The sequence below is a fragment of the Dactylosporangium sp. CA-092794 genome, assembly GCF_050948465.1.
In the GTDB taxonomy this organism is placed as follows: domain Bacteria; phylum Actinomycetota; class Actinomycetes; order Mycobacteriales; family Micromonosporaceae; genus Dactylosporangium.
Window position 1 is genome coordinate 9328257 of record NZ_CP192044.1, and the last position, 17669, is coordinate 9345925.

Sequence of the window (17669 nt, forward strand, 5' to 3'; positions counted from 1 at the left end):
GCTCCCGGGTAGCTCTGCGTCGATCACCCATAACCGGGAGGGAGCCAGCCGTGAGCAAGCTGATGGACAAGGCCAAGGAGCTGCTGGGCAAGCACGACGACAAGGTCGACAAGGGGCTGGACAAGGCCGGCGAGCAGGCCGACCAGCGCACCGGGCAGAAGTACACCGGGCCGATCGACAAGGGCACCCAGGCGGCGAAGGAGCACACCGGGGAGGGCGACACAACCAGCTGACGGTACGCACGGGCGCGCCCCCCGGGCGCGCCGCAACAAGGGGGGTCGACATGATCGGAACGATCCTGTGGGCAATCATCGGCGGCGCCATCATCGGCGTGCTGGCGCGGCTGATCCTGCCCGGACGGCAGAACATCTCGGTTATTGCCACCGTCGTGGTCGGCATCATCGCCGCTTTCATCGGCGGGTTCATCGCCACCTGGCTCGGGGTCGGGCAGACCAGTGGCATAGACTGGCTCCGGCACCTCATCCAGATCGTCCTGGCCGTCATCGGGGTCTGGATCACGGCCCGGCTGACCGCCGGCCGCCACCGAGGTCCGACCGGCACCGCCACGCGAATGTGACCGGGCCGCCGTCCCCCGAGCCACACCCACGCCGTCTCAGCCGATGCCTGCCGCCCGGCAGGCATCGGCGTAGGCGCCGGCGCACAGCGCGCCCGGGGTCACGAAGCCGTCCTTGACCACCGTGGCAGCGATCGTGTCCTTCGTGACCGCCACCGGGTCGAGCAGGATCGACGGGACCTGGCCCGTGCCGTTGGCGACCGTCGACGTCCCCGACGGGTGCTGGCCGCGCAGCAGCTGGTCGGTCAGCGTCGCGGCCGCCTCGGCCTCGGCGCGCAGCGCCTTGTAGACGGTCATGTACTGGTCACCGACCAGGATGCGCTGCAGGGCCTCGGTCTCCGCGTCCTGGCCGGTGACCGGGACCTGCGGCAGGCCGGCGGCCTTCAGCGCGGCGATCGCGCCGCCCGCGGTGCCGTCGTTCGCGGCTCATCGGCGGTGCGCTGGGGTTCCTGAGGGGTCGCGCCCCGGTTTCGCCCTCCTGCCGCGGCCACGCAACGACGACAAGTCTCCGCGATCATGCACGCGCTCCCCGGGACACCAGGGCTTTTTCATGATCACGGAGACTTTTGGTACGCATAGGTACATTTCCACTCCACGATCACGGAAAAGCGATGGTGCGCGCGCCCCACGCGCATGATCACGGAGACTTATGGCTGCGGCGCCCGTCGCCCGCTCGCCGCGGACAGCGCCTACCGATAAGTCGGGCGCTCCGCGCCACGACTTATCGGATTTATCTCCTGACGGGGTATAAGTCCGATAAGTCCGGACACGGAGTGTCTGGACTTATCGGGGCGCAATTTTCCCGCCGCGGTCGCCCGGCGCGGGCACGTGGAGCGGCGGGCGACTTTTGCGGAGGGCCCAGAGGAGCGCAAGAACGAGCGGCGTGGGCAGACCGATCGACGCGGCAGAGTGAACAGCACCGTCGGGCGGTGGCGGGCGCGCGACTGCTGGCGATTGGCGTGCGGCCGCTGGACAACAACGGCTGGTGGGACGGCGCGTGATCCGGCCGCGGTCTGGGCAGGGCCACGCGGCGGCAAGCGGGCGGCGGGCGGCACCCCCAGCGGACCGACGCGGCGACGGCGAGGGCCAGCGGCGGGCAGACGGGACAGCTTCACCCTCAGCGGACAAGCCCGCGAGGCGGCGGACGGCGGAGGCTTCCCCGGCGGGACGCGGCGGGGGGTGTTACAGGGCGCGGCGGAGCCACTCCTCGACGCCGGCGACGTGGATGGAGGCCCAGGAGCGGGCCAGGTCCGGGCGGCGGGAGGCGATCGCCTCGACGATGGCCTGGTGTTGCTCGCGGGTGCGGGCGGCCGCGCCCTCCTGGGTCAGGCCGCGCCAGATGCGGGCGCGGGTGGTCGGGCCGGACAGGCCGTCGATCAGCGAGCACAGGACCGCGTTGCCCGAGCCGGCCGCGATCAGGCGGTGGAACTCCAGGTCGTTGGCGACCAGGGCCTCGATCGTCGGGTCGTCGCCGAGCTGGTCGAGGACCGTCTGCAGCTTCGCCACGTCGGCGTCGGTCATTCGCTCCGTGGCGAGGGCGGTGGCGGCGGGCTCCAGAATGCGGCGTACCTCCAGGAATTGCAGCACGGTGTCGTCGCGGTGGAAGTCGACCACGAAGCTCAGGGCGTCCAGCAGGAGGTTGGGCTCGAGGCTGGTGACGTACGTGCCGTCGCCCTGGCGGACGTCCAGCACGCGGATCATCGACAGCGCCTTGACCGCCTCGCGCAGGGAGTTGCGGGACAGGCCCAGGCGCTCGGCCAGGTCGGCCTCCTTGGGCAGGCGGTCGCCCGGGCCGAGTTCGCCCGAGGTGATCATGCCCTTGATCTTGTCGATAGCCTCGTCGGTCAGTGCCATGGATCCCTCCGCGGCGACTGTACGCCCGCGCCGCCAACCGGCAGCCGGTACACCTCGGTGGCGGTGCCGGTCAGGATCCGCTCGCGCTCGGCGTCGGTGGTCAGCGGGCGGAGCAGCTCGTCGGCGAGGGAGCGGATCCGGCCGTAGGACGCGGCGAGGGTGCACACCGGCCAGTCGGAGCCCCACATCAGCCGGGCCGGGCCGAACAGTTCGAGGGCCTGTTCGGTGTACGGCCGCAGATCTTCGGGGGTCCAGCGGTCCCACTCGGCCTCCGTCACGAGGCCGGACAGCTTCGCCGAGACGTTGGGGCGGGCGGCGAGTTCGGCGACGGCGGCGCGCCACGGTGCGAGGCCACCGGCGCGGATGCGGGGCTTGCCCAGGTGGTCCAGGACGAACCGCACGTCGGGCAGCCGGGCGGCGGCGCGGGCGGCGGCGGCGAGCTGGTCGGGGCGCACGACGAGGTCGAAGGCGAGGCCGGCGGCGCCGATGCGGCGCAGGCCGTCGAGGACGTCGGCGCGGTCGAGGTACCCGTTGTCCTCGGCCTGGATCTGGGCGCGCAGGCCGACCAGGTGCTCGGCGCCAGGCAGGTCGCGGTACGCCGGGAAGGCGGGCGCCGCCGGATCGTCCCACGCCACCACGCCGGCGATCTGCGGCGTGGCCCGGGCGTGGGCGAGCAGGACCGCGGCCTCGGCGGCGTCGCAGCGGCCGCCCTCGACCAGCACGGTGTGCGTGACGCCGGCCGCGGCCAGCTCCGGGCGTAGGTCGTCGGGGCCGAAGGTGCGGCGGATCGGGGCGAGCTCGGGGGCGTCGAGCCAGTCGTACCCGGCGGCGATATCCCACAGGTGGTGGTGCGCGTCCACGGTCACAGCAGGCCCCGTTCGGTCAGGGCCGGCCACAGTCCGGCCGGCGGCGGCGCGGCGAACAGGGCGGCGTTGCGGCGCACCTGCTCGGCGGAGTCGGCGCCGACGACCACGGCGGTGACGGACGGGTCGCGGCCGGGGAACGCGATGGCGGCGGCGGGCAGGGTCGTGCCGTGGGCGGCGCAGACCTCGGCGAGGGCGGCGGCGCGGCGGACCAGCCCGGCCGGGGCGGCACCGTACTCGTACGGCAGCCCCTCCCGCGGCCGCTCCTGCGCCAGCAGCCCGCTGTTGAACACCCCGGCGGCGAGCACGCCGACGCCGGCCGCCGCGCAGGCCGGAAGCAGGGTCTCGGCGGCGGGCTGTTCGAGCAGGGTGTACCGGCCGGCGACCAGCACCACGTCGGGGGTGCACTCGGTGACGACCCGGGTCAGCACCGCGGCGTCCTTGGAGCCGGCACCGACCGAGCCGACGACGCCCTCGGCGCACAGCTCGGCCAGGGCCGGGAAGGCCTCCCGCAGCGCGATGTCGGGGTGGTGCTCGGGGTCGTGCAGCAGGGCGAGGTCGATGCGGTCCAGGCCGAGCCGGGCCAGGCTCTCCTCGATCGAGCGGCGTACCCCGTCGCGGGTGAAGTCCCAGACCCGCCGGTGGGTGCGCGGCACCGCGAACCCGTCGGCGAGGTCGTCGCCGCCGCCCTCGACCGGCTCCAGCAGCCGGCCGACCTTCGTGCTGACGGTGTACTGCGCGCGCGGGCGGTCGCGCAGCGCGGCGCCGAGGCGGCGCTCCGACAGGCCGAGGCCGTAGTGGGGGGCGGTGTCGAAGTACCGGATCCCCTCGTCCCAGGCGGCGTCGACGATGGCCCGCGCGTCGGCGTCGCTGCGCTCCGCGTAGAGGTTGCCCAGCTGCGCGCAGCCCAGCCCGAACCTCACGACCGGGCCCGCGGCCGCAGCCCGTGCATGCCGCCGTCGACGGCGAGCACGGTGCCGGTGGTGGCGCCGGCCAGGGGGCTGGCGAGGTACGCGATGGCGTGCGCGACCTCCTCCGCGCTGACCAGCCGGCCGGTGGGCTGCCGGGCGCGCAGCGCGGCGAGCTCGGCGTCGGGGTCGGCGGCCTGGTCGAGCAGCCGGCGGACCCACGGCGTGTCGGCGGTGCCCGGGTTGACGCAGCAGACCCGGATCCCCTCGCCGATGTGGTCGGCGGCCATGGCGGCGGTGAGCGACTGCACGGCGCCCTTGGTGGCGCTGTACAGCGCCCGGTCCGGCAGGCCGGCGTGTGCCGCGATGGAGCAGGTGTTGACGATCGCGGCGTGCGGCGAGCGGCGCAGGTGGGGCAGGGCGGCCCGGGTCACCCGGACCAGGCCGACGACGTTGACGTCGAACACGCGGTGCCACTCGGCGTCGGAGTTGGCCTCGACGCTTCCGACCGCGCCGATCCCGGCGTTGTTGACCAGGATGTCGATCCCGCCCAGCCGCTCGGCCGCGGCCGCGACGCCGGCGCGCACCGCGGCGTCGTCGGTCACGTCGGCGACGAACCCGTGCAGCGGCTCGGGCAGGCCGTCGATCTTCAGGTCGAGGCAGGCGACGCGGGCACCGCGGGCGGCCAGGTGCAGCGCCGTGGCCAGGCCGATCCCGGAGGCCCCGCCGGTCACGACGGCGGCGAGACCGGCGAATTCACCGTTCACGAACACTCCCTATACATCGGAGGATTGCTGTCTATCAGTCCGATACGCACCGACGCAAGGGCGGAGTTAGCTCGATACATCCGATGTCCTGTCCCGCGGTACCACGGCGAGCAGGACCAAACCGGTGAGCGTCAGCAGGCTCAGGGAGGGGACCAGCCACACCAGGCGGAGGGCCAGCACGGCGGCGAGGGCCACGGCCACCCAGCGCAGCCGGTCCCACAGCAGCAACAGGGCGGGCAACTCCCAGACCAGATGGTGGACCCAGGTGATCGGGCTGACCAGGCACATCGCGATCCCGGTGAGCGCCAGGCCGGCCCAGTCGCCGGCCGCCTGCACGCGGGTCCACCAGAACAGCAGCACGGCGAGCGCGAGCAGCGGCCAGACCTCGGCGGGGGCGTGCAGCCGGTGCAGGGCGCCGGCGAGGGACTGGTCGGCGGGCTCCCCGACCCGGCCGACGCGGGAGACCTGCCAGACCAGGCCGGACCAGTAGCGCCGCGACGCCCCCGGCGCCACGAGCCAGGCCACGCCGGTCGCGGCGAGCGCGGTGCCGGCGGCGACGAAGGCTTCGCGATAGCGTCTGGCGATCAGGAGGTACCCGATGAAAAGCGCGGGCGTCAGCTTGACCGCCACCGCCAGCCCGACGAGCGGCCCGCGCCGCAGGACCAGCAGATCGAGCCCGACGAGCGCGAGCAGCACCAGGTTGATCTGGCCGAAGCTCAGCGTGTCGCGCCAGGGCTCGAGCGCGACGAGCAGGATCAGCCCGGCCATCACCGGCAGCCACCGGCGAAACCACACCCACAGCAGCGCCGCGCTGCCGGCCACCGACGCGGCGGTGATGACGGCCAGCGCCGCCGCGAAGGGCAGCAGCGCCAGCGGTACGAAGCACACGGCGGCGAACGGCGGATACGTGAAGCCGTAGTTGCGCTGCGGCCCGGGCTCCCGGTATGCATAGAGGTCGCCGCCGTCCAGCCACAGCCGCACCGCGCCGTGGTAGACGCGCAGGTCGAACCAGCCGTGCCAGCGCGCGGTCAGCGCGACGAACGCCGCGACGCCGCCGCCGAGCCCGGCCACCCAAACCGATCGATTGACGCCCGTGCGCGCAGACGTTACTCCATGCCGCGCTTGCCCGGGGTCCAGAAGGGTTTGGTGAGCACGGCTTTGCGCGGCCAGCCCCGGTCGCGGATGAGGTGCTGCTTGACGGCCTGCACGGTCCGCGCCTCGCCGGCGACATAGGCCTGACCCGGCTCGTCCGGAAGGGCCAGCGTCCGCACCGCGTCGACGAGCCCCTCCGACGCGGCCGCACTCTCGCCGCCGCGCTCCACCCACGTGACGTCGCCGCCGAGCGCGAGCTTGTCCTCGGGCCCGGCGATCTCGACCACGGCCCGGCTGGCCGCGCGCTCGGCCTCGGGCAGCCCGCGCAGCATGGCCCCGAACGCCACGGACGCGGTCTCCTCGCCGACGAACAGGTGATACCCGGCCGGGCGGGTGACGAAGTCGCCCTTGGGCTTGCTGATGAGCACCGCTTGCCCGGCTTCGGCCTCGCCCATCCACCGCGCCCCGGGCCCGTCGCCATGGACCAGTCCTTGCAGCTCGATGGTGTCGCCGTCGCGGTCCCAGACGGAGTACGTCCGCAGCAGCGGCGCCAGCGCCCCCGGTGCCCCGACGTCGATGCGCACCTGCTGCCCGGGCCGCCACTCGGCATTGCGCAGCGCCTCGGCCTGCAGCCGAACCCGCCGGAACCGCCCGGCGCGCTGCACCTCGGCAACGGTCGCCTTGACGAAGAGCATCTCCCACAGCCTCATGTCGCCCACGTTACTGCATATCGCCGATATATCGTTAGCCCCTTGCCGACTTCCGGCGATACCCGATAAGTCCAGACACTCCGTGTCCGGACTTATCGGATTTATACGGTGTCAGGCGAAAAATCCGGTAAGTCGTGACGCCGCCAGGCGTCATGACTTACCGGATTCGAATTCCGCTACGTCGCAGGCCCACCGCCAGCCCAAAGACGACCACCACTCATGACCGAGCACGGCACACGACGGACGAACAGCGGACGGCGGACGGCGGACGGCTGGGCGGCGGGCGGCCCGGCAATAAGTCTCCGCGATCATGCACGATCGCAATGCGCACCACGACTTTTTCATGATCACGGAATGCGAACGTACCTATATGTACACAATGTCTCCGCGATCATGAAAAAGACGCAGTTTGCCAGCGCGACCAGCATGATCACGGAGAGTTCTGACCGCTGCGCGGGCCGCGGGCGGCGCGGCACGGCGCGGGCGGCGCGGCACGGCGCGGCACGGCACGGGCGGCGCGGCGCGGGGCGGGGCGGGCGGCGCGGCGCGGGCGGCGCGGCGCGGGCGGCGCGGCGCGGGGCGGGGCGGGGCGGGCGGCGCGGCGCGGCGCGGGGCGGGCGGCGCGGCGCGGCGCGGCGCGGCGCGGCGCGGCGCGGCGCGGGCGGCGCGGCGCGGGCGGCGCGGCGCGGCGCGGCGCGGGGCGGGCGGCGCGGCGCGGCGCGGGGCGGGCGGCGCGGCGCGGCGCGGGGCGAGCTGGGACGGGGCGTGGCTGCCGCCACCGGGCACGTTTACCCGGACCGTGGTCGTGGTCGCGCCCGCCGGCGGGCCGTGGCTGGGTCGGAGGCGGGAGGCCGGGTTGGAGCGGGCCGGGGCGGAGCGGAACGGCCCGAGCTGGAGGCGGCCCCTCGCTGCCGGGACCGGCACCCCGACCCGGACCGTGGCCTGAGTCGCGCTGCCGGGCCCTGGCTGGGGGCGGGGCGGGGCCTGGCTGGGGCGGGGGTGGAGCAAGGCGCGGGGGCTGGCGGGCCGGAAGCTAGATGTCCTCGTCCAGCTGGGTGCCTCGGCGGGGGTCGCGGATGCTGCGGCCGGTCGAGTCCACCGCGCCCTCGTCCACGAGGCCGCCGCGGCCCTGCTGGTGGTCGAGGCTCTGCTGACGCTCGGCCGCGTGGCGGGCCGCGTCGCGGGCTGCGGCCTCCGGGCTGTTGGGGTCGATTCCGGTCGGGTCCTGCGCGTTCATGGTGGTCGCTCCCCAATGCTCGACTGATCCGTCACCCTACCCAGGCGCTGATGTACTAATCCATAGCGCAAACCCGGCAGATTCTCACACGCTTCGGCGATCGATCTTCGTGCCGTGCGCGCGTCGCGGCGATAGGTTCCAAGCGAGGACGAACGACTCCACGAAGGAGACCTGACGCATGTCAGAGCAGAGCAGCGCGCAGAACGCCGGCACCATCGACGTCGGTGGGGACCTGACCGTCAACCGGCTCGGCTTCGGCGCGATGCGCATCACCGGCGAGGGGATCTGGGGCGAGCCCCGCGACCGGGAGGAGGCCAAGCGGGTCCTGCGCCGCGCAATCGAGCTGGGCGTGAACTTCATCGACACCGCCAATTCCTACGGGCCCGACATCAGCGAGGAGCTGATCGCCGAGGCCCTCCACCCGTACCCGGAGGATCTGGTCATCGCCACCAAGGGCGGCCTGGTCCGTCCGGGGCCCGGCGTGTGGAACCCGGACGGCCGGCCCGAGCACCTGCGCGAGGCGCTCGAGGGCAGCCTGCGCAAGCTGCGGCTGGAGCAGATCCCGCTGTACCAGTTCCACCGCCCGGATCCGGCCGTGCCGCTGGAGGAGTCGATCGGCGCGCTGGTCGAGCTGAAGGCCGAGGGCAAGATCCGCCACATCGGCGTCTCCAACTTCACCGAGGCGCAACTGCGCACCGCGCAGGCGCTCACCCCGGTGGTGTCGATCCAGAACCGGTACAACGTCGACGACCGCAACTCGGAGTCCCTGGTCGACCTCTGCGAGCAGGAGCAGATCGTCTTCCTGCCGTGGGCGCCGATCCAGAACCTCGACGGCAACGCGACGATCGAGTCGGTGGCCAAGAAGTACGAGGCGACCACCCGGCAGATCGTGCTGGCCTGGCTGCTGGCCCGCTCCCCCTCGATCCTGCCGATCCCGGGCACGGGCTCGGTCGGCCACCTGGAGGACAACATCGCCGCCGCCGGGATTCAGCTGACGCCGGCCGAGGTCGCCGACATCACCCGCAACTCGTAACGGGCCGGGGCGGGCCCCTTCAGGAGGCGGAGGGGTCCGCCGCGCCGCGCATCATGCCGCCGACCATCATCGTGGCCCGGCGCCGGCCGACGAAGCGGACGGCCGCGGCGGCGGCGCGGTTGCTCCGCCCGACGATCACGCTCGGCGGCGGGTTGCGCCGGTCCAGGGCCGCGAAGGCGGTGCGCACGACGTCCGCGGCGGTCATGCGGCGCGTGCCGCCGTCCGCTTGCGCGCCCGCGACGTCGAAGAACTCGGTCTCGGTGGCGCCCGGGGACAGGGCGAGCACACGCAGGCCGGTGCCGCGCGACTCGTACCACAAAGCTTCGGTGAAATTCAGCACGAACGCCTTGGTGGCGCCGTAGACGGCCATCGTGGGGTTGCCCTGGTAGGCGGCCATGCTCGCGACGTTGACGAGGAAGCCGTCCCCGCGGCGCAGCCGCTCGATGAACGTGCGGCTGATGTCCACGACGCTGGTCACGTCGACGGCGATCTCGGCGGCCAGCCGGGCCGGGTCCTCCCGGTGGAACGGGCCCAGGGTGGCGAACCCGGCGTTGTTGACGATGCTGGTGATCTCGAGGCCGCGGCGGGACAGCTCCGCCTCGAGGGCGGCGCCGACGCCGGGCGTGGTGAGGTCCAGGGCGAGCGAGGTCGCCTCGATGTGGTACCGCCCGGAGAGCTCCGCGGCGAGTGCCTCGAGCCGCTCCAGGCGCCGGGCGACGAGCACGACGTTCGCGCCGCGCTCGGCGAGCCGCCGGGCGAACTCGGCGCCGATGCCGGCGCTGGCGCCGGTGACCAGGACCGTCTGCCGATGGTAGTCAAGGGGTTGCATGACGACACCGTACGACCATCTGGCACCAAGTGTCAACCAGGCATCTGGGGCCGAGACGGCTACACTGGTCCGATGAGCAGTGAGGGCCTGTGGAGCCGCACCCGGCGGGCGGCGATCGCGGAGATCATCGAGGTCGCGATGGACCTGTTCCTGGAGAAGGGGTTCGACGCGACGACGATCGACGACATCGCGGCCGCCGCCGGCATCTCCAGGCGCTCCTTCTTCCGGTACTTCGGCACGAAGGAGGACATCGTCCTGGGCCACCTGGCCGGCGAGGGCGTCCGCGCCCGCGAGGCGCTGGCCGCCCGGCCCGACGACGAGCCCCTGTGGACGGCGCTGCTCAATGTGCTCACGACGATCGACGGGACCACCGTCAGCCCCGCCGAACAGGAGCGATTGCTCAAGATCTCCGAGATGATGCACGGCACCCCGTCGCTGCGCGCCCGCACCTTCGAGAAGCACCTGGGTTGGCAGGCCGACATCCTGCCCGAGGTCAGGCGCCGCCTCGGCGCCGGCCCGGGCGACGACCTGGCAGACCTGCGCGCCGGCGCGGTCATGGCCAGCGCGATCGCCTGCCTCGACGCCGCCGGCGAGACCTGGACCCGGCTGGGCGGCACCGTGCCGCTCAGCGATCTCCTCCGGGTGGCTTTCGACGCCGTCCAGCCCCTGCCCGACGCCCGGGACCGACAGCTCGGCACATAACCGAAATGTCGGATATGTCGCGGCACGAAGTGCCCGACATATCCGGAAACGGCCGACCGGGTGGAGCCCCAAGAACACACCACAGGTCGCGCTCCACTCCCGAACAGCGCGTCACACTTCCCACCCGAGCCGCCTCGAACAGCTCCCCCAGCAGCCGCCCCTCCCCTGCAGCCGCCTCGAACGGCGCCCCTTCCGCCGGCAGCTCTACGTCGCGCTTGCGCACCGCATTACGCCGGCGCCCTTCCGCTGCGCTTCGCGCGAACCCGGGTCAGCCACGGGGCAGGTCGGGCGAACATCCGATCGGGGCGGGGCGGACGTAAGTCTCCGTGATCATGATGTCCGTCGTGGCCGCACCACGGGTTTGCCATGATCCCGGAGACTTTCGGTACACGGGTGTACATGGACACTCCGTGATCATGAAAAACCGTTGGTGTCGGCAGCGGGTGCGGCATGATCGCGGAGACTTCTAGTCGCATTATGCTCGTTCGGTGCATAACCTAAATGTCGGATATGTCGTGGCACGGAGTGCCCGACATATCCGGAAACGGCCGAGACGACGGAAACAGCCGCGGACGAAGGGGCGCGGACGAGGGCCTGCAGGCGCAGGCAGTCCGGTCGGCTCAGTCCGGTCGGCTCAGTCCGGTCGGCTCAGTCCGGTCGGCTCAGTCCGGGTCGGCTCAGTCCAGGTCGGCTCAGTCCAGGTCGGCGAGGCGGTCGGCGGGGACGACCGTGTACTGACGCAGGGACAGGTCGCGGAACGTGACCGGGCCGCGCGGGCCCGGCACGCGGTCGATGTTGATGCCCGTCTCCGGGACGTTGAGCAGCTTGAAGCCGTCCAGCAAGCGCGTGGTCGCGTTCCAGAAGGCGCCGGTGCCCGCATACGCCGCCAGGAACTCGCGGGCCGCGGTGGCGTCCTCGGTCACGATGCCGGCGGCCAGGCCGGAGGTCTCGTCGTTGGCGATGCGGGCGGCGTCGCGCGGGCCGTCGGCGGGGGCGAGCGTGATGGTCGCCTCGCGGGCCGAGTCCAGGGCCCACTCGTAACCGAGCGGGTGATCGTGCGGCGGCAGCGACACCGCGATCCGCGGGCCGACCGCCTCGGTGACCCGCGGGACCAGCTCGGCGTAGCGATCCCGGTGGATGAGCAGCAGGTTGAGCCGGTTGCAGACGCCGAGACGGTCGAGGCCGGCGGCGATGAGGGTGAATGCCTTGTCCAGGTCGGCGGCGGCGTCGACGTAGAGCACGCCGCCGCCGTCGGCGTGGGCCAGGGTGCGCACGCCCTGCAGGGCCGCCTTCTCCGCGAGGGTGCGGGTGCTCTCGCCGCTGCCGCGCAGGATGACCAGCGGGATCAGGCCGGGCTGGGAGACCAGCGCCTCCGCCGAGCCGCGGCCGCGGGCGCGGATCAGCTGCACGGCGGCCGGGTCGAGGCCGGCGTCGGCCAGGGCCGGGGCGACGACCTCGTCCATCAGCGCGATCGCCGAGGCCAGGGCGGCCGAGCCGGTGCGCAGCACGCCGCCGTTCTGGCTCTTCACCAGCTGGGAGGCGACGTCGACGGTGACGTTGGGGCGGGCCTCGTAGTTGGCGCCGATCACGCCGACCGGGCGGCGCCACTCCTGCAGGACCAGGCCGCCGCCGAGCTCGCGGACGGTGCGCCGGGCCGGCTCGGGCTCGACGCCGGCGAGGATGTCCAGCTGCTCGGCCATGGCGGCCAGGCGCGCGGCGTCGAGGCGGAGGCGGTCGAGCAGGCCGCCGCTCATCCCGTCCGCCTCGGCGGCGGCGACGTCGGCGCGGTTGGCCTCGAGGATCGGATCGGGAGCCGCGGTGAGGCGGCGGGCCATGCCGCGCAGCGCCTCGTCGATCGTCTTCGCCGGCGCCGCGGCCAGTGACCCCGCCGCCGCCCGGGCGGCGCGGGCGGCTTCCGCCACGACCTCGTTGACGTCCATGGCTCGGCTCCCCTTCAGCTCGACCGCTTGCGTGCCTGAAGAGTGTATGTAAGCGGCAGCCGCTCCGGCCGGTCGGCCAGCCGGTACTCCCCCTCGCCCACCTCGGCGGTGAAGCCGGGCAGCGGGTTCCACGGGCAGGTGTCGTGCTCCTGCAGCATGGTCAGCTCCAGGCCCTCGCCGAGCAGCGCGGTGACGATTTCGCCGAGGCCGTGGTTCCACTGGTGGGTGACGTTGTTGGTGAACTTGGCCTCGGTCTCCACGTAGGTGCTGTTGTCGTCCCAGACGAGGGGCTCGGGCCGCTCGAAGTAGGCGAAGTGGACCGCGAGCACGCCGTCGCCGCGGGTCTCGTCGATGCTCCACAGCATCGGGTGGCCCTCGCGGATGAACAGCCGGCCGCCGGGGCGCAGCAGGGCGGCGACGACCGCGGCCCACCGGCGGATGTCGGGCAGCCAGCACAGGGCGCCGACGCCGGTGTACACCAGGTCGAACGAGCCCGGCTCGAGCACCTCCGCCGCGCGGTACACGTCGGCCTCGACGTAGTCGATGTCCGCCCCGGCGCGGGCGGCCAGGTCGCGGGCCTGGGCGAGCGAGGCGGGCGAGAAGTCCAGGCCGGTGATCCGGGCGCCGAGGCGGTGCAGCGACAGCGTGTCGGTGCCGATGTGGCACTGCAGGTGCACGGCCCGCAACCCGGCCACGTCGCCCAGGCGCGGCCGGTCGAAGCGCACCACCTCGCTGAGCAGGCCGGGATCGTCCAGCAAACCCTGGATGTTGTACCCCGGTGAGGCGGCGTGCGCCGGCGCGCGCTCGTCCCACTGGGCGCGGTTGAGTCGGAGGTATTCGCTCACCCGACGACCGTCGCACGCCGGTCAACCGGATTAACCCCGCCGGCCGGTACCGCGGCCGCGCCGAGGCCGTCGTCATCCGATCCCTTCACGGACGTACGACTGCGCGCGGCCGGGAAAGGCATCGCTCGCGGGCTTGTTGCGGTACATCTCCGTGTCGGCGCGGCGCAGCAGCGCGTCGGGGTCGCCGGGCGGGCCGTCGGCGATACCGACGGTGGCGCGGACCGGCAGGTGGTGGCCGTCGACGAGCATCGGGGCGGCGAGCAGGGCGAGGAAACGCTCGGCCACCCCGGCCGCGGCGGCGGCGTCCGCGCCGGGCAGCAGGACGGCGAACTCGTCGCCGCCCAGCCGGGCCGCGGTGCCGCCGGGCGTGGTGGCGGCGGCCAGCCGGTCGGCCACGCCGGCGAGGACGGCGTCGCCGACGTGGTGGCCGTAGGTGTCGTTGACGGCCTTGAAGCCGTTGAGGTCGACCAGCAGTACCGCCGCCGGAACCGACAACGCGGACAGCCGGGCGTCGAAGAGCGCCCGGTTGGCCAGCCCGGTCAGGCCGTCGTGGGTCGCCTGGTGGCGCAGCTCGTCCTGCAGCAGGCGGGCCTGGGTGGCGTCGCGCGCGTTGGAGACGTAGGCACGCACCGCCGGCACGTGCAGCAGGTTGCGGGTGACCACGTCCAGCCAGCGCCAGGAGCCGTCGGCGTGGGCGTAGCGCACCTGGTAGGACACGGTGGCGCCGGGGCGGCCCCGCACCTGCCGCATGGCCGGCCGCAACACCGCGAGGTCCTCGGGGTGGACGTGGTCGTGGACGGGGGTACCGAGTAGGGCGTCCGGCGCCTTGCCCAGCAGGCGCTCGGTCGCGGGGCTGACGTAGGTGAGCACCCCGTCGGCGTCGACCAGCGAGGTGATGTCGGTGGAGTGGGCCAGCAGCGAGCGGATGCGCTCCTCCTGGCCGCGCAGCTCCTGCATGAGGGCGGCGTTCTCGGCGAAGGCGAGCAGCTGGCGGCTCACGGCCAGCACCGTGGCCACGAACAGGCCGCCGAGCACCACCCACAGGTCCGGGCCGCCGCCGTCGCGCAGCACGACCGGCAGGGCGGCGAACATGCCGGCCAGGGCGGTGTACGGCAGGAGGCTGTAGGGCCGCGCCGCCCGCCGCGACGACGGTGCCGGCGGGCCGCCGAGCTCCTGCAGGCGCAGGCCGGTGGCGAGGAGTACCGGCGTGAGCAGCTGGGTGGCCAGCAGCACCGGCAGGTAGTGCCCGTCGGGGCCGACCAGGGCGCCGGCCAGGCCCTGGGTCACCCCGGCGGCCACCATCGGCACGGCGGCCCGCGCCGAGACCGGCGAGTTGCCGCTGAGCATCAGCTTCACCGCGGAGAACGCGGCCACGAGGATGACGGCCGTGCCGAGCAGCAGCGCGACCGCGGCGCCGCCGGGCCGGCCGGAGTCGGAGTCCCGCGGCAGGAGCAGCAGCCACACCAGGACGGCCGCGCCGACGAGCACGGACGCGGCGTCGAGCCAGAACCGGACGCGCGCGGGCCGGCTCAGCAGCCGGCTCGGGTGGGTCAGCATCGTCCAGACCATCAGCGATACGCCGGCCAGGATCGCGGTCGCCTGCACCGGGTGCGGCACCGCCGCCCCGGCGCCCGGGTGCAGCCAGGCGACGACCGTCTGGCTGGCGTCGCCGACGATGAAGACGATCGCGGTGTGGCCGGCGCGGCGCCAGAAGCGGCGCGCGTCGACGGGCATTCGCAGGCGGGCGATGCGGCGGCAGAGGTACCACAGCAGGACGTCGAACACCGGTAGTGCCGTCCAGAACAGGCGGACCTGCGCGGCGGGGCCGGCGTCGGCGAGCAGCATCCAGCCGATCAGGGCCGCGCCTGCGGCGGCCACGGCGGCGATGACGGGATCGCGTCTCATCCTACGGCCGGTTCGGGGTTGAGCCGGGTGAGGGCGTCCTCGATCTGGTGCGCCGGGCCGGGCTTGGCGAAGTGGTAGCCCTGCGCCAGCCGGCAGCCCAGCGCGTGCAGCACCTCGGCCTGCTCGGCCGTCTCGATGCCCTCGGCGATCGCCGGGAGGCTGCGGCTGCTGCCCAGCTGCAGGACCGCGCGGGTGAACGCGTGGTCGCCGGCCGCCTCCGGGCCCGTGGGCACGAACGACCGGTCGATCTTGAGGATGTCGACGGGGAGCTGGTGGAGGTACGACAGCGACGAATAGCCGGTGCCGAAGTCGTCGATGGCGATCCGGACGCCGTGCGCGCGCAGCCGCTCCAGGGACACCGGCAGCGCCTCGGCGTCGCCGGCGAACACCGACTCGGTGATCTCCAGCACCAGCGCGCGGGCCGGCAGGCCGGTGCGGCGCAGGACGCCGAGCACCTCGTCGGCGAAGCCGGGCTCGGCGAGCTGGCGCACGGAGACGTTCACGGTCAGCGAGGTGCCGTGCCGCTCGTGCCAGGCGCGGGCATCGGCGCAGGCGCGCTCCAGCACCCAGGCGCCGATCGGCACGATGAGCCCGGTCTCCTCGGCGACCGGGATGAACTCGTCGGGCGGGACCGGCCCGGACGGCGGGCTCCAGCGCAGCAGCGCCTCCACGGCCACGATCCGCGCGCCGGGCAGCTCCACCACCGGCTGGTAGTGCACGGCCAGCTCGCCGCGCTCCACGGCGTGGCGCAGCCCGGCGCTGATGCGGGTGAAGGCCTCCCGGGCGATCCTCAGTTCTGGTTGGTACCGCACGACGCGGTCCCGCCCGCCCCGCTTGGCGGCGCGCAGCGCGAGCTCGGCGTCGGCGATCGCCGCGCGCGGATCGTGGCCCTCGACGTCGACCAGCCCGATGCTCGCCGCCAGGTGCACGACCCGCCCGCCGGCGGCGAGCGGCGCCTTGACCTCGGCCCGCAGCAGCTCGGCCAGCCCCGCCGCCTGCTCCCGGGCGGTGGCCGCGTCCGCGGTGCCGTGCTCGACGAACAGCGCGAACTCGTCCCCGCCGAGGCGGGCCAGGGTGTCGCCGGGCGCGGTGAGGCCGCGCAGCCGGCCGGCGAGCGCGGTCAGCGCCTCGTCGCCGAAGCCGAGCCCGTGCGCGTCGTTGACGTGGGTGAACCGGTCCACGTCGAGCAGCAGCAGCGCGTAGCGCCGGGCCGGGTTGTCGCGGGAGAGCGCCCACTCCATGCGCTGGGCGAGCAGGGCCCGGTTGGCCAGGCCCGTGACCGGGTCGTGCAGGGCGCCGTGGCGCAGCTGGCGCTCCAGGGACTCGCGCTCGACCAGCGCGACCGCGAGCCGGCGGCCGTGCGCGTCGAGCTCGGCCAGGCGGTGCTGGGCGAGGCGGGCCAGGCCGCCGAGGCGGGTGACCAGCAGTACCGAGAGCAGGCCGGTCAGGACGGCGGGCACCGCGAGGTGCTTCCACTCGCCGGGGGCGAGCGCGCCGTGCGCGCCGGACAGCCGCACGATCGTGGCCGCCGGGCCGAGCAGGGTCGCGGCGCCGAACAGCAGGATGCGCCGCGGCGACACCGGCTCCGGCCCGCTCGGCGCCGCGACCGGCTCGCCGGCCAGGCGCGGGTGCAGCCCGGCCAGGCCGAGCGCGAGGTACGAGCCCAGCCACAGCGCGTTGTCCAGCGGCGCGACCGAGCGGATCGTGCCGGTCGCGGCCTGCGCGAAGAAGATCGTGTTGGCCGCCAGCAGCAGCCCGATGCCCGCCAGCACCAGGCGGTTCGCCGGGTTGCGCACCGCGCCGGTGAAGAGCAGCCGCACGGCGGCGGCGAAGACCACCAGGTCGCAGACGGGGTACACCAGCGCCAGGCCGAGGGCCAGCCGGCCGATCGAGGTGTGGTGGAGGTACGGATGCAGCAGGAACATCCAGTCGATCACGGCCACGCCGGCGGCGACGATCGACGCGTCGAGCAGCGCGGCGCGCGCCCGGCCGCCAGCCGAGCGGACCAGCCCCGCGATGAGGAGGGTGTACGACACGAGGTAGCCCAGGTCGTTCCAGGACGGGAACGGCACGGCGCCGTGCCCGGCCAGCCCCTCGACGCTCCACACCGTATCGGCCACCAGCCGCACCGCGATCCCGGCGCCGACCAGCCGCCAGGCGGGCGCCACCGCGCCCCGGGCCCGGGCCATCCGCACGAGCAGCGGCGCGCCGCAGACCAGTGCGCCAAGCAGCCAGATGACCTGGCTCAGCGCTCCGGAGGCCAGCGTCGACCCGGCGATCGCGGCGACACCGGCCGCGAGGAGGAACGGCGCGCGTGCGTGCATGTACCAACGGTCACCGGATGGCGTTGCTTCGCCGGTGCCCGACCGGTGCGGTCCGGTTCCCGGCTTGAATCACCCCCGGAGGGGGA

At 73.8% G+C, this 17669-nt stretch carries 17 protein-coding genes; 4 read left to right on the forward strand and 13 right to left on the reverse strand.

Annotated elements, in window-relative coordinates; all coding sequences use genetic code 11:
• Nucleotides 1-50: 50 nt before the first annotated feature.
• Nucleotides 51-233 (forward strand): antitoxin, encoded by a 183-nt coding sequence (locus tag ACQPXD_RS39915; protein WP_432827480.1) that lies wholly within the window; start codon nt 51-53, stop codon nt 231-233.
• A 50-nt stretch (nt 234-283) separates the two neighbouring features.
• Entirely contained in the window at nt 284-577 is a 294-nt protein-coding gene (locus tag ACQPXD_RS39920) for a GlsB/YeaQ/YmgE family stress response membrane protein (protein ID WP_432827482.1), read from the forward strand.
• Between the two features lie 36 nt (nt 578-613).
• Here ACQPXD_RS39920 and ACQPXD_RS39925 read toward each other — a convergent pair whose 3' ends face one another.
• The 8 genes from ACQPXD_RS39925 to ACQPXD_RS39960 form a co-directional block, all read right to left on the reverse strand.
• The gene (locus tag ACQPXD_RS39925; protein ID WP_432844126.1) at nt 614-970 is read right to left on the reverse strand and encodes a hypothetical protein; all 357 of its coding nucleotides are present in this window, start codon (nt 968-970) and stop codon (nt 614-616) included.
• A gap of 786 nt (nt 971-1756) precedes the next feature.
• Complete coding sequence (locus tag ACQPXD_RS39930) at nt 1757-2428, reverse strand: FadR/GntR family transcriptional regulator (RefSeq protein ID WP_432827484.1); 672 nt, start codon at nt 2426-2428, stop codon at nt 1757-1759.
• On the reverse strand, nt 2419-3294 hold the full coding sequence (locus ACQPXD_RS39935; protein WP_432827486.1) for an amidohydrolase family protein: 876 nt from the start codon (nt 3292-3294) through the stop codon (nt 2419-2421). The genes ACQPXD_RS39930 and ACQPXD_RS39935 overlap by 10 nt, the downstream gene beginning before the upstream one ends.
• Complete coding sequence (locus ACQPXD_RS39940) at nt 3291-4214, reverse strand: aldo/keto reductase (RefSeq protein ID WP_432827488.1); 924 nt, start codon at nt 4212-4214, stop codon at nt 3291-3293. Before ACQPXD_RS39940 ends, ACQPXD_RS39935 begins: the two co-directional genes overlap by 4 nt.
• Nucleotides 4211-4966 (reverse strand): SDR family NAD(P)-dependent oxidoreductase, encoded by a 756-nt coding sequence (locus ACQPXD_RS39945; RefSeq protein ID WP_432827490.1) that lies wholly within the window; start codon nt 4964-4966, stop codon nt 4211-4213. The genes ACQPXD_RS39940 and ACQPXD_RS39945 overlap by 4 nt, the downstream gene beginning before the upstream one ends.
• Nucleotides 4967-5032: 66 nt before the next feature.
• Entirely contained in the window at nt 5033-6037 is a 1005-nt protein-coding gene (locus ACQPXD_RS39950; protein ID WP_432827492.1) for a glycosyltransferase 87 family protein, read from the reverse strand.
• Nucleotides 6038-6072: 35 nt separating this feature from the next.
• Nucleotides 6073-6768 carry a siderophore-interacting protein gene (locus tag ACQPXD_RS39955; protein WP_432827494.1) on the reverse strand — a complete coding sequence of 232 codons (696 nt, stop codon included), beginning with the start codon at nt 6766-6768 and terminating at the stop codon, nt 6073-6075.
• 1033 nt (nt 6769-7801) lie between these two features.
• Nucleotides 7802-8005: a hypothetical protein gene (locus ACQPXD_RS39960; protein ID WP_432827496.1), complete on the reverse strand. Its 204-nt coding sequence runs from the start codon at nt 8003-8005 to the stop codon at nt 7802-7804.
• Between the two features lie 178 nt (nt 8006-8183).
• Here ACQPXD_RS39960 and ACQPXD_RS39965 point away from each other — a divergent pair, with 178 nt between their 5' ends.
• Entirely contained in the window at nt 8184-9038 is an 855-nt protein-coding gene (locus tag ACQPXD_RS39965; protein WP_432827498.1) for an aldo/keto reductase, read from the forward strand.
• 19 nt (nt 9039-9057) lie between these two features.
• Here ACQPXD_RS39965 and ACQPXD_RS39970 read toward each other — a convergent pair whose 3' ends face one another.
• Nucleotides 9058-9867, reverse strand: a complete 810-nt coding sequence (locus tag ACQPXD_RS39970; RefSeq protein ID WP_432827500.1) for an SDR family NAD(P)-dependent oxidoreductase — start codon at nt 9865-9867, stop codon at nt 9058-9060.
• Between the two features lie 72 nt (nt 9868-9939).
• On the opposite strand from ACQPXD_RS39970, the gene ACQPXD_RS39975 reads away from it, so the two are divergent.
• Nucleotides 9940-10569 (forward strand): TetR family transcriptional regulator, encoded by a 630-nt coding sequence (locus ACQPXD_RS39975; RefSeq protein WP_432827502.1) that lies wholly within the window; start codon nt 9940-9942, stop codon nt 10567-10569.
• Between the two features lie 692 nt (nt 10570-11261).
• On the opposite strand, the gene ACQPXD_RS39980 is transcribed toward ACQPXD_RS39975, so the two are convergent.
• The 4 genes from ACQPXD_RS39980 to ACQPXD_RS39995 all read right to left on the reverse strand — a co-directional run bounded on the left by ACQPXD_RS39980 (nt 11262) and on the right by ACQPXD_RS39995 (nt 17583).
• Nucleotides 11262-12509 carry an aldehyde dehydrogenase family protein gene (locus ACQPXD_RS39980; RefSeq protein WP_432827504.1) on the reverse strand — a complete coding sequence of 416 codons (1248 nt, stop codon included), beginning with the start codon at nt 12507-12509 and terminating at the stop codon, nt 11262-11264.
• A gap of 14 nt (nt 12510-12523) precedes the next feature.
• Nucleotides 12524-13354, reverse strand: a complete 831-nt coding sequence (locus tag ACQPXD_RS39985; protein WP_432827506.1) for a class I SAM-dependent methyltransferase — start codon at nt 13352-13354, stop codon at nt 12524-12526.
• Between the two features lie 72 nt (nt 13355-13426).
• The gene (locus tag ACQPXD_RS39990) at nt 13427-15259 is read right to left on the reverse strand and encodes a diguanylate cyclase domain-containing protein (protein ID WP_432827508.1); all 1833 of its coding nucleotides are present in this window, start codon (nt 15257-15259) and stop codon (nt 13427-13429) included.
• Nucleotides 15256-17583, reverse strand: a complete 2328-nt coding sequence (locus tag ACQPXD_RS39995; protein WP_432827510.1) for a putative bifunctional diguanylate cyclase/phosphodiesterase — start codon at nt 17581-17583, stop codon at nt 15256-15258. The genes ACQPXD_RS39990 and ACQPXD_RS39995 overlap by 4 nt, the downstream gene beginning before the upstream one ends.
• Nucleotides 17584-17669 lie beyond the last annotated feature (86 nt).